Here is a 12106-nt window from a genome sequence, read left to right as displayed (position 1 = left end):
AGATGGAGCGCTTATGAGCAAGAAATACTTTGGTACTGACGGCATTCGTGGTCGAGTCGGTGTATATCCTATTACTCCTGACTTCATGCTCAAGCTCGGCTGGGCTGCCGGCATGGCGTTCCGCAAGATGGGCGCCTGCAAGGTGCTGGTCGGTAAGGACACACGAATTTCCGGCTACATGTTCGAGTCGGCGCTTGAGGCTGGGCTGACGTCTGCAGGTGCGGATGTGATGCTGCTTGGCCCGATGCCGACGCCGGCCATTGCGTACCTGTCGCGCACTTTTCAGGCTGAGGCAGGCATCGTGATCAGTGCTTCGCACAATCCGCATGATGATAACGGCATCAAGTTTTTCTCCGGTAAGGGTACCAAGCTGCCGGATGAGCTGGAGTTGATGATCGAAGAGCTGCTCGACACGCCTATGACCGTGGTCGAGTCGAGCAAGATCGGCAAGGTGTCGCGAATCAACGATGCCTCTGGTCGTTACATCGAGTTCTGCAAGAGCAGTGTGCCTACAGGCGCCAGTTTTGCCGGGCTCAAGATCGTCATTGACTGTGCCCATGGTGCGACCTATAAGGTTGCCCCAAGCGTTTTTCGCGAGTTGGGTGCACAAGTCGTCGTGTTATCGGCCCAGCCTAATGGTTTGAATATCAACGACAACTGCGGCTCTACCCATATGGGTCAGCTCCAGGCAGCGGTTCTGGCGGAACACGCTGATCTGGGTATCGCTTTTGATGGTGACGGTGATCGGGTGCTGATGGTCGATCACACTGGCGCCATCGTTGATGGTGACGATTTGCTATTCATCATTGCCCGTGACCTGCATGAGCGTGGAAAATTGCAGGGAGGCGTAGTTGGCACCCTGATGAGTAACCTCGGTCTGGAGTTGGCGCTCGCAGAGCTTTCGATTCCATTTATTCGTGCCAATGTCGGCGATCGCTACGTGATCGCCGAATTGCTGGAGCGGAATTGGCTGGTCGGTGGTGAGAACTCAGGGCATATCGTTTGCTTCAATCACACGACCACTGGCGATGCGATCATTGCTGCGTTGCAAGTGCTGATGGCGCTCAAGGCGCGTAACGAAGGCCTCGCACAAGCCCGACAAGCCTTGCGCAAGTGCCCTCAGGTGCTGATCAATGTGCGTTTCGGTGGTGGCGAAAACCCGCTGGAGCATCCGGCAGTCAAGGAAGCCGGCGCGCGCGTGACCCAAGCAATGGCAGGGCGTGGACGCGTACTTTTGCGTAAGTCCGGTACAGAGCCTCTGGTGCGTGTAATGGTCGAAGGCGAGGACGAAGCGCAGGTTCGCGGTTATGCTGAAGAACTGGCAAAACTGGTAACTGAAGTTTCTGCCTGATTCGGCTTGCAAGCCATGATTGTGTTGGGTAACATCTGCGCCCACTTTGACCGACGAGGTACAGCATGCGTCGCCCTATGGTAGCTGGTAACTGGAAGATGCACGGTACCCGCGCCAGCGTCGCTGAGCTGATCAACGGCCTTCGTCATCTGGCCTTGCCAAGCGGTGTTGATGTCGCGGTATTCCCGCCTTGCTTGCATATCAATCAAGTGATTGATGGTTTGAAAGGCAAATCGATTTCGGTCGGTGCGCAGAATTCTGCGGTGGAATCCATGCAAGGTGCATTGACCGGTGAAATTGCGCCGAGTCAGTTGGTGGATGCAGGTTGTTCCCTGGTGCTTGTCGGGCACTCTGAACGCCGCCAGATAATGGGTGAGCGAGACGGAGTGCTGAATCGCAAGTTCGCAGCGGCACAGGCATGTGGCTTGATTCCGGTGTTGTGCGTGGGGGAGACCCTCGAGCAGCGCGAAGCCGGTAAAACTCTTGAGGTTGTCGGGCGTCAGCTGGGCAGCATCATCGAGGAGCTGGGTGTTGGTGCTTTTGCCAAGGCAGTCATTGCTTACGAGCCAGTCTGGGCCATTGGCACCGGGCTGACTGCAACGCCGCAGCAGGCGCAGGATGTGCATAAAGCCATTCGCGAGCAGTTGGCGGCAGAAAATTCTGAAATCGCACGAGGTGTGCGGCTTCTATACGGCGGCAGCGTGAAGGCGGCCAATGCGGTCGAACTGTTCGGCATGCCGGATATCGATGGGGGGCTCATTGGTGGAGCTTCCCTGAATGCAGATGAGTTCGGTGCGATTTGTCGCGCCGCGGGAAACTGAAAAAATGCTGGAAACAGTCGTAGTCGTTTTTCATCTGCTGGGTGCATTGGGCGTAGTTGCTCTGGTTTTGCTGCAGCAGGGTAAGGGTGCGGACGCTGGCGCGTCTTTCGGAGCAGGTGCTTCAAATACTGTGTTCGGAAGCCAAGGTTCCTCTACCTTTCTTAGTAAGTTTACTGCTATACTTGCCGCCGGTTTCTTCATAACCAGCTTGGGGTTAGGTTACTTTGCTAAAGAGAAGGCTCATGAGCTGACTCAAGCAGGATTACCAGATCCAGCAGTGTTGGAAGTACCTAAGCAACAACAACCGGCTTCTGATGATGTCCCGGTGCTTCAAGAGCAAAAGTCGGCTACTCCAGCGACTGACGTACCTCCAGCTCAAGAGCAGAAGTAAGAAGGGTTTCAAATGTAGTTTTGCCGAGGTGGTGGAATTGGTAGACACGCAACCTTGAGGTGGTTGTGCCCATAGGGTGTAGGGGTTCGAGTCCCCTTCTCGGTACCAATTAGTCAGGAGAGCCCGCTGTTGCGGGCTTTCTTGCAGGTGGAAGGTTACATTGACCCTATAAGGGATCGGTCGTATACTTCTGCCCCAGCTTTGTCGCGGGGTGGAGCAGTCTGGTAGCTCGTCGGGCTCATAACCCGAAGGTCGTCGGTTCAAATCCGGCCCCCGCAACCAGTTTAAGGAGCCCCTTTTAAGGGGCTTTTTGTTAGCTGGACACTTTCAACGCCGCTGTTCGACGGCGTTTCAAGGATGGGCGTTAAGCCCATTTTTTTATTTTGCATAGCATGCACATATCATGCACTAGGGGGTTCAGGTGTCGAGCAAGCTAGAAGAGTTGCAGGCCTTGCTGGCCCCGGTGGTCGTGGCCCTAGGCTATGAATGCTGGGGTATCGAGTTCTCGGCTCAAGGTCGTCACTCGATGTTGCGCGTTTATATTGATAAAGAGGGCGGTGTGCTGGTGGACGATTGCGCCATTGTCAGCCGTCAGATCAGCGGTGTACTGGATGTTGAAGATCCGATCTCCGTTGAATACACCCTCGAAGTTTCCTCGCCTGGCATGGAGCGCCCACTGTTCACTCTTGAGCAGTTTGCAAAATTTGCCGGTGAACAAGTGAAGATCAAGCTGCGCTCGCCTTTTGAAGGTCGACGCAACTTTCAGGGCCTTCTGCGCGGTGTAGAAGAACAGGACGTCGTGGTGCAGGTAGAAGACCATGAGTTCCTGTTGCCGATCGATATGATCGACAAGGCCAACATTATTCCCAGTTTTGACTGAGACGCGGATCCCGCGGATCCAATGGCTTGCGAAAGGCGAGGCGTACGATGAGCAAAGAAGTACTGCTGGTTGTTGAGTCGGTATCCAATGAAAAGGGCGTACCGGCAAGCGTAATTTTTGAAGCGCTGGAGCTGGCTCTGGCCACTGCTACCAAAAAGCGTTTTGAAGACGAAGTTGACCTGCGTGTGGAAATTAACCGCCACACCGGTTCTTACGAAACTTTCCGTCGCTGGACGGTTGTCGAAGAGAATGATCTCGACGATCCGGCTATCGAAACCTGGCCGAGCAAGGTTGCCGAAACGCATCCAGGCGCCCAGGTTGGCGACGTCGTCGAAGAAAAGATCGAATCCATCGAGTTCGGCCGCATTGCTGCACAGACTGCCAAGCAAGTCATTGTGCAGAAAGTGCGTGAAGCCGAGCGCGCTCAAGTGGTCGACGCCTATCGCGAGCGCCTGGGGGAAATCATCTCCGGCACCGTGAAAAAAGTCACCCGCGATAACGTGATCGTCGATCTGGGCAACAACGCTGAAGCGTTGCTGGCCCGTGAAGACATCATCTCTCGCGAAACCTTCCGTGTCGGCGTACGTCTGCGTGCGCTGCTCAAGGAAATCCGCACCGAGAACCGCGGCCCGCAGCTGATCCTGTCGCGTACCGCGCCGGAAATGCTTATCGAGTTGTTCCGCATCGAAGTGCCGGAAATTGCTGAAGGGCTGATCGAAGTAATGGCAGCGTCCCGTGATCCGGGTTCGCGCGCCAAGATCGCCGTTCGCTCGAAAGACAAACGCATCGACCCGCAGGGCGCTTGCATCGGTATGCGCGGTTCGCGCGTCCAGGCAGTGTCCGGTGAGTTGGGCGGCGAGCGTGTTGATATCGTCCTGTGGGACGACAACCCGGCTCAGTTCGTGATCAACGCCATGTCCCCGGCTGAGGTTGCGGCAATTATCGTTGACGAAGATGCCCACGCCATGGATATCGCCGTTGGCGCAGACAATCTGGCTCAGGCCATCGGTCGTGGTGGTCAGAACGTGCGTCTGGCGAGCCAGTTGACTGGCTGGACCCTGAACGTGATGACCGAATCGGACATCCAGGCTAAGCAGCAAGCAGAAACCGGCGACATCCTGCGCAACTTCATCGACGAGCTGGAAGTCGACGAAGACCTGGCACAGGTGCTGGTAGATGAAGGCTTCACCAGCCTGGAAGAGATTGCCTACGTACCGTTGGAAGAAATGCTCAACATCGACGGCTTTGACGAAGACACCGTCAACGAGCTTCGCGCTCGTGCCAAGGATCGTTTGTTGACCAAAGCCATCGCTACTGAGGAAAAGCTGGCAGACGCCCATCCGGCCGAAGACCTGCTCTCGCTTGAGGGTATGGACAAGGATTTGGCGATGGAACTGGCGGTGCGCGGCGTAATTACCCGCGAAGACCTGGCCGAGCAGTCTATTGACGACCTGCTCGACATCGACGGCATTGACGATGATCGTGCCGGCAAGTTGATCATGGCCGCCCGAGCCCATTGGTTCGAGTAATTAGGCGCGGCCTGAGGAGAGAAGTGCATGACGCAAGTCACGGTGAAACAACTGGCCGATGAGGTCAAAACACCGGTAGAGCGCCTGTTGCAGCAGATGCGTGAGGCAGGTCTGCCGCACACCGCCGCCGAAGAAAATGTGACTGACAGTGAGAAGCAATCCCTGCTGACTCACTTGAAGAGCAGCCACAAGGCGAAAGTGGAAGAACCACGCAAGATCACGCTGCAGCGTAAAACCACCAGCACCCTGCGTGTTGCTGGCAGCAAGAGCATCAGCGTTGAAGTTCGCAAGAAGAAAGTTTTCGTACAGCGTAGCCCGGAAGAAATCGAAGCCGAGCGCAAACGTGAACTGGATGAGCGTCGCGCAGTAGAAAATGCTGCCCGTCAGAAGGCTGAAGAAGAAGCCAAGCAACGCGCCGAAGAAGAAGCGCGTCGCCAGCCTGCTGCTGCGCAAACCGCTACCAGCGCCGCCGTTTCGGCGCCGGCTACAGCTGCCGAACCAGTACGCGAAAGCGCACCGGTGGCCGCCGCTCCGGCACCGTCTGCTGACGTTCGTAACAAGCAGAACGAACAGCGCCGTCCGGACAAACCACGTGCCGACGACAACAATCGTCGCAGTGGCGGTGGTGATGGCGAGCGTAAAAACGCTCCGCATCGCGCATCGGTCAAAGAGAAAGCACCAGCACCACGTGTCGCGCCACGCACTACCGACGAAGAAAGCGATGGCTTCCGTCGTGGTGGTCGCGGCAAGGCCAAGCTGAAGAAGCGCAACGCTCACGGTTTCCAGAGCCCAACCGGCCCTGTCGTGCGTGATGTGCAGATCGGCGAGACCATCACCGTTGGCGATCTCGCCAATCAGATGTCGGTCAAGGCTGCGGAAATCATCAAGTTCATGTTCAAACTGGGTACTCCAGCGACCATCAACCAGGTGCTTGATCAGGAAACTGCTCAACTGGTAGCCGAAGAACTGGGCCACAAAGTGACCCTGGTCAGCGACACCGCTCTGGAAGATTCCCTGGCCGAGTCCCTGAAGTTTGAAGGTGAGTCGTTCTCCCGTGCTCCAGTCGTGACCGTAATGGGCCACGTTGACCACGGTAAGACCTCGCTGCTCGACTACATCCGTCGTGCCAAGGTAGCTGCTGGCGAAGCCGGTGGTATCACCCAGCACATCGGTGCATACCACGTTGAAACCGAACGCGGCATGGTCACCTTCCTCGACACCCCGGGTCACGCCGCGTTTACCGCAATGCGTGCCCGTGGTGCCAAGGCGACCGACATCGTGATTCTGGTCGTTGCAGCCGATGACGGCGTAATGCCGCAGACCATTGAAGCTGTTCAGCACGCGGTAGCGGCTGGCGTTCCACTGGTGGTTGCAGTCAACAAGATCGACAAGCCGGGCGCTGATCTCGATCGCATCCGTAGCGAACTGTCGGTTCACGGCGTGACGTCGGAAGAGTGGGGCGGTGATACGCCGTTCGTACCGGTTTCGGCGAAAGTCGGTACTGGCGTGGACGAACTGCTCGAAGCGGTTCTGCTGCAAGCTGAAGTTCTCGAACTGAAAGCGACCCCTTCGGCTCCTGGCCGTGGTGTTGTGGTTGAATCGCGTCTCGACAAAGGTCGTGGCCCGGTTGCAACCGTTCTGGTTCAAGACGGTACCCTGCGCCAAGGCGACATGGTGCTGGTCGGTTCGAACTATGGCCGCGTTCGCGCCATGCTCGACGAGAACGGCAAGCCAATCAAGGAAGCCGGTCCTTCCATCCCTGTCGAGATCCTCGGCCTGGACGGTACCCCGGACGCTGGCGACGAGATGAGCGTAGTTGCAGACGAGAAGAAAGCCCGTGAAGTGGCTCTGTTCCGTCAAGGCAAGTTCCGCGAAGTCAAACTGGCTCGCGCTCACGCCGGCAAGCTGGAAAACATCTTCGAAAACATGGGGCAGGCAGAGAAGAAGACGCTCAACATCGTCCTCAAATCCGACGTCCGTGGTTCGCTGGAAGCTTTGCAGGGCGCTCTGAATGGCCTGGGCAACGACGAAGTGCAAGTGCGCGTAGTCGGTGGCGGTGTCGGTGGTATCACTGAATCCGACGCCAACCTGGCACTGGCTTCCAACGCTGTACTGTTCGGCTTCAACGTGCGTGCCGATGCTGGCGCACGGAAGATCGTCGAGCAGGAAGGTCTGGATATGCGTTACTACAACGTGATCTACGACATCATCGAAGACGTCAAGAAAGCCCTGACCGGTATGCTCGGCAGCGATGTTCGCGAGAACATCCTGGGTATCGCCGAAGTCCGTGACGTGTTCCGTTCGCCGAAGTTTGGCGCGATCGCAGGCTGCATGGTGATCGAAGGTGTTGTGCACCGTAACCGTCCGATCCGTGTACTGCGTGAAGACATCGTTATCTTCGAAGGCGAGCTGGAATCCCTGCGCCGCTTCAAGGATGACGCTTCCGAAGTACGTGCCGGCATGGAATGCGGTATCGGCGTGAAGAGCTACAACGACGTCAAAGTCGGTGACAAGATCGAAGTCTTCGAGAAGGTTCAGGTTGCTCGCAGTCTCTAACTCGCGCACTTCAGGAGCCGTGATGGTTGGCCGCACTGTAATGTGCGGCGCATCACCCGGACTCTAAACGCAACGCCCGGTCTGGCTTTTGTCAGGCCGGGCGTTTGCCGCTTTCAGACCTTGCGGGTTTCACCGTGAGGCAGTAACAGGTAACAAATCATGGCAAAAGAATACAGCCGTACCCAACGTATCGGCGATCAGATGCAGCGTGAGCTGGCCCAGCTGATCCGTCGTGAAGTCAAAGATCCGCGCGTCGGTCTGGTCACCATTACCGCAGTGGAAGTTTCCCGTGACGTGGGTCACGCGAAGATTTTCATCACCGTGATGGGGCAGGACAACGCCGAAGACATCGCGCAAAGCATCAAGGTGCTGAATGCCGCCGCAGGTTTCCTGCGTATGCAACTGGCCCGCGAAATGAAGCTGCGCAGCGTGCCGCAATTGCACTTCCACTACGACGAATCCGTCGTCCGTGGTGCGCACCTGTCGGCCCTGATCGAGCGCGCCGTGGCTGAAGACAATCAGCACCCGGCAGTTGCTGAACCTGAAGACACCAAGGAGTAACTCGGTGGCTCAGGTCAAACGTATCCGTCGTAACGTCAGCGGCATCATTCTGCTCGACAAACCGTTGGGGTTTACCTCCAACGCCGCGTTGCAGAAGGTTCGCTGGCTGCTCAACGCCGAGAAGGCCGGGCACACTGGCAGTCTTGATCCGCTGGCCACCGGCGTATTGCCGCTGTGCTTTGGTGAGGCAACCAAGTTCTCGCAGTATCTGCTCGATTCCGACAAGGCTTATGAAACCCTGGCGCAACTGGGCAAGACCACCACCACGGCGGATGCCGAGGGTGAGGTTTTGCAGGAGCGCCCGGTGACCGTTGGTCGCGCCGATGTTGAGGCTGCCTTGCCGAAATTTCGCGGTCAAATCAGTCAGATACCGCCGATGTACTCGGCGCTCAAGCGTGATGGCCAGCCGCTGTACAAGCTGGCCCGTGCAGGCGAAGTAGTGGAGCGCGAACCGCGTTCTGTTACTATTGCGCGCTTGGAATTACTGGCCTTCGAAGGCGATACTGCGCGTCTCGCGGTGGACTGCAGCAAAGGCACCTATATCCGCACCCTGGTGGAGGATATCGGTGAGCAACTCGGTTGTGGTGCGTACGTCGCAGAATTGCGCCGTACCCAGGCCGGGCCTTTCACCCTGGCGCAGACTGTCACCCTCGAAGAGCTCGAAGCGGTACATGCCGAAGGCGGCAACGAAGCGGTCGACCGCTTCCTGATGCCATCGGACAGCGGCCTGCAGGATTGGCCGCTGCTGCACTTTTCGGAAGCGAGCGCGTTCTACTGGCTCAACGGCCAGCCGGTACGTGCCCCGGATGCTCCGAAGTTCGGCATGGTGCGGGTACAGGATCACAATGGTCGCTTCATCGGTATCGGTGAAGTGAGCGAAGACGGGCGTATCGCGCCACGTCGTTTGATTCGGTCGGAATGACCGAAACCAGTCTGTGTAACAGCAGGCTGGCGAGTGTGGCTGTTAACAGGCACGGTCACGACTCATTTATAGATACAGGGATTTGTCCCTGGCCTGTTGAAGCTGTTTCTTTGAAACAGTTTCCTGATAAAAGGATTGCCTCATGGCTCTCGACGTTCAAGAAAAAGCTCAAATCGTTGCTGACTACCAGCAAGCTGTTGGTGACACCGGTTCGCCAGAAGTGCAAGTTGCACTGCTGACCCACAACATCAACAAGCTGCAAGGTCACTTCAAGGCCAACGGTAAAGATCACCACTCCCGTCGTGGTCTGATCCGCATGGTAAACCAGCGTCGCAAGCTGCTGGACTACCTGAAAGGCAAGGATCTGGGTCGTTATCAGACTCTGATCGGTCGCCTGGGTCTGCGTCGCTAATAAGCGATTGCGCTATGAGGTTGGTTGTCTGTCAGGCGCCGGCGGTTTCCGTCGGCGTCCGGCAGGCTCCCAGCCTCAAGTTTTATCTGGATACACGTTTTACCCTGGACAGGCGTTGGGCCGATTCCCGACATTGCCCAAGAATTTCGCAAGAAACCAGTTCCCCCAAGAGCCACAAAGAAGGTAGGACACCGTGAACCCGGTAATCAAAAAATTCCAGTTCGGTCAGTCGACCGTTACCCTCGAGACTGGCCGTATCGCCCGTCAGGCCTCCGGCGCAGTATTGGTCACCGTTGACGACGACGTCAGCGTATTGGTGACCGTTGTTGGTGCCAAGCAAGCCGATCCGGGCAAGGGCTTCTTCCCTCTGTCCGTTCACTACCAGGAAAAGACTTACGCTGCCGGTAAGATCCCTGGCGGTTTCTTCAAGCGTGAAGGCCGTCCTTCCGAGAAAGAAACCCTGACTTCCCGACTGATCGACCGTCCGATCCGTCCGCTGTTCCCAGAAGGCTTCATGAACGAAGTGCAGGTTGTCTGCACCGTCGTTTCCACCAGCAAGAAGACCGATCCGGACATCGCTGCGATGATCGGTACCTCGGCTGCCCTGGCTATCTCGGGCATTCCGTTCGACGGCCCGATCGGCGCCGCTCGTGTAGCTTTCCACGAAAGCACCGGCTACCTGCTGAACCCGACTTACGAGCAGCAAGCTGCTTCGAGCCTGGACATGGTCGTTGCCGGTACTTCCGACGCCGTGCTGATGGTTGAATCGGAAGCCAAAGAGCTGACCGAAGACCAGATGCTGGGCGCAGTACTGTTTGCTCACGACGAATTCCAGGTGGTGATCAACGCCGTCAAAGAACTGGCCGCTGAAGCTGCCAAGCCAACCTGGAACTGGGCTCCACAGCCTGAAGCCACCGAGCTGCTGGGTGCTATCCGTGCCGAGTTCGGCGACGCGATCTCCCAGGCTTACACCATCACCATCAAGGCCGACCGTTACGCTCGCCTGGGTGAGTTGAAGGATCAAGTGGTTGCCAAGCTGTCCGGCGAAGAAGGCCAGCCGACTTCCGCTGAAGTCAAAGCTGCTTTCGGCGAAATCGAATACCGCACCGTTCGCGAAAACATCGTAAACGGCAAGCCACGTATCGACGGCCGCGACACCAAAACCGTACGTCCGCTGAACATCGAAGTCGGCGTTCTGCCGAAGACCCACGGTTCGGCGCTGTTCACCCGTGGCGAAACCCAGGCTCTGGTCGTCGCGACGCTGGGCACCGCCCGTGACGCACAGCTGCTGGACACCCTGGAAGGCGAGAAAAAAGACCCGTTCATGCTGCACTACAACTTCCCTCCGTTCTCGGTGGGCGAGTGTGGTCGCATGGGTGGTGCTGGTCGTCGTGAAATCGGTCACGGCCGTCTGGCCCGTCGCTCGGTTTCGGCCATGCTGCCTGCCGCTGACGTGTTCCCGTACACCATCCGTGTGGTTTCGGAAATCACCGAATCCAACGGTTCGAGCTCGATGGCTTCCGTTTGCGGCGCTTCCCTGGCCCTGATGGACGCTGGTGTGCCGATGAAGGCGCCGGTTGCCGGTATCGCCATGGGTCTGGTTAAGGAAGGCGAGAAATTCGCAGTCCTGACCGACATCCTCGGTGACGAAGACCACCTGGGCGACATGGACTTCAAAGTAGCCGGTACTGCCAAAGGCGTTACCGCACTGCAGATGGACATCAAGATCAAGGGCATCACCGAAGAGATCATGGAAATCGCTCTGGGCCAAGCCCTGGAAGCGCGCCTGAACATCCTCGGTCAGATGAACCAGATCATCGGCCAGTCGCGTACCGAACTGTCGGCCAACGCTCCGACCATGATCGCGATGAAGATCGACACCGACAAAATCCGTGACGTTATCGGTAAAGGTGGCGCGACCATCCGTGCGATCTGCGAAGAAACCAAGGCTTCGATCGACATCGAAGACGACGGTTCGATCAAGATCTTCGGCGAAACCAAGGAAGCTGCAGAAGCTGCTCGTCAGCGCGTTCTGGGTATCACCGCTGAAGCCGAGATCGGCAAGATCTACGTGGGCAAGGTTGAGCGCATCGTCGACTTCGGCGCATTCGTCAACATCCTGCCGGGCAAGGACGGTCTGGTGCACATCTCGATGCTGAGCGACGCTCGCGTTGAGAAAGTGACCGACATCCTGAAAGAAGGCCAGGAAGTGGAAGTGCTGGTACTGGACGTGGACAACCGCGGCCGTATCAAGCTGTCCATCAAAGACGTGGCAGCGGCCAAGGCTTCGGGCGTTTAATCAGCCCAAAGCGTTAGCGCAATAAAAATGCCCCTCCGTGAAAACGGCGGGGCATTTTTTTGTCTGGCATAAGATCAAAAGATCTCAGCCTGCGGCAGCTCCTACACAAACGGTGTGATAACCAGATCGTGCAGGCGCTGCAGCAGGCTGCGATCTTTGCTTTTGTGAAAACCGGTGCTAGGTTTAGCCCACTGCCCGTGTAGCTCAGCCGGTAGAGCAGCGCACTCGTAACGCGAAGGTCGCAGGTTCGATTCCTGTCTCGGGCACCAGTAAAATAAGGGCTTCACGGCTACTGATCAGTTGTTAAGAATGCTTGTGACAGCAGGGTGACAGCATTCCGCTCGATAACGTGGTGCGGAAAGGGCGGATTCGCAATAAGCCGAC

The 12106-nt window shown here is 57.2% G+C and carries 10 protein-coding genes and 3 tRNA genes; all 13 read left to right on the top strand.

Annotated elements, in window-relative coordinates; translation table 11 throughout:
- Positions 1-13: 13 nt before the first annotated feature.
- The 13 genes from glmM (at position 14) to ATI02_RS10990 (ending at position 11991) form a co-directional block, all read left to right on the top strand.
- Positions 14-1351, top strand: a complete 1338-nt coding sequence (gene glmM, locus ATI02_RS11050; RefSeq protein WP_095191058.1) for a phosphoglucosamine mutase — start codon at positions 14-16, stop codon at positions 1349-1351.
- A 65-nt stretch (positions 1352-1416) separates the two neighbouring features.
- Positions 1417-2172: a triose-phosphate isomerase gene (gene tpiA / locus ATI02_RS11045; RefSeq protein WP_095191057.1), complete on the top strand. Its 756-nt coding sequence runs from the start codon at positions 1417-1419 to the stop codon at positions 2170-2172.
- 4 nt (positions 2173-2176) lie between these two features.
- Positions 2177-2563 carry a preprotein translocase subunit SecG gene (gene secG / locus ATI02_RS11040; protein ID WP_095191056.1) on the top strand — a complete coding sequence of 129 codons (387 nt, stop codon included), beginning with the start codon at positions 2177-2179 and terminating at the stop codon, positions 2561-2563.
- Positions 2564-2585: 22 nt separating this feature from the next.
- Positions 2586-2671: transfer RNA gene (locus ATI02_RS11035), tRNA-Leu, on the top strand.
- A 97-nt stretch (positions 2672-2768) separates the two neighbouring features.
- Positions 2769-2845: transfer RNA gene (locus tag ATI02_RS11030), tRNA-Met, on the top strand.
- 139 nt (positions 2846-2984) lie between these two features.
- On the top strand, positions 2985-3443 hold the full coding sequence (gene rimP, locus ATI02_RS11025) for a ribosome maturation factor RimP (protein WP_007973115.1): 459 nt from the start codon (positions 2985-2987) through the stop codon (positions 3441-3443).
- Between the two features lie 47 nt (positions 3444-3490).
- Positions 3491-4972 carry a transcription termination factor NusA gene (nusA, locus tag ATI02_RS11020; RefSeq protein ID WP_095191055.1) on the top strand — a complete coding sequence of 494 codons (1482 nt, stop codon included), beginning with the start codon at positions 3491-3493 and terminating at the stop codon, positions 4970-4972.
- Between the two features lie 27 nt (positions 4973-4999).
- The gene (gene infB, locus ATI02_RS11015) at positions 5000-7528 is read left to right on the top strand and encodes a translation initiation factor IF-2 (protein ID WP_100846273.1); all 2529 of its coding nucleotides are present in this window, start codon (positions 5000-5002) and stop codon (positions 7526-7528) included.
- Positions 7529-7687: 159 nt separating this feature from the next.
- Positions 7688-8089, top strand: coding sequence for a 30S ribosome-binding factor RbfA (rbfA, locus tag ATI02_RS11010; RefSeq protein ID WP_095191053.1), 402 nt, complete (start codon positions 7688-7690; stop codon positions 8087-8089).
- A 4-nt stretch (positions 8090-8093) separates the two neighbouring features.
- Positions 8094-9011: a tRNA pseudouridine(55) synthase TruB gene (gene truB / locus ATI02_RS11005; protein ID WP_008088346.1), complete on the top strand. Its 918-nt coding sequence runs from the start codon at positions 8094-8096 to the stop codon at positions 9009-9011.
- Between the two features lie 142 nt (positions 9012-9153).
- Positions 9154-9423, top strand: a complete 270-nt coding sequence (gene rpsO, locus ATI02_RS11000) for a 30S ribosomal protein S15 (protein WP_003177875.1) — start codon at positions 9154-9156, stop codon at positions 9421-9423.
- 193 nt (positions 9424-9616) lie between these two features.
- Positions 9617-11722, top strand: coding sequence for a polyribonucleotide nucleotidyltransferase (gene pnp / locus ATI02_RS10995; protein WP_100846272.1), 2106 nt, complete (start codon positions 9617-9619; stop codon positions 11720-11722).
- Between the two features lie 193 nt (positions 11723-11915).
- Positions 11916-11991, top strand: a tRNA-Thr gene (locus ATI02_RS10990).
- The last annotated feature ends 115 nt before the right edge of the window (positions 11992-12106 follow it).

The sequence above is a fragment of the Pseudomonas baetica genome (assembly GCF_002813455.1).
Classification (GTDB): Bacteria; Pseudomonadota; Gammaproteobacteria; order Pseudomonadales; family Pseudomonadaceae; genus Aquipseudomonas; species Aquipseudomonas baetica.
Note: the sequence above shows the minus strand (reverse complement) of the source record. Positions and strands in the feature narration are given on the sequence as shown.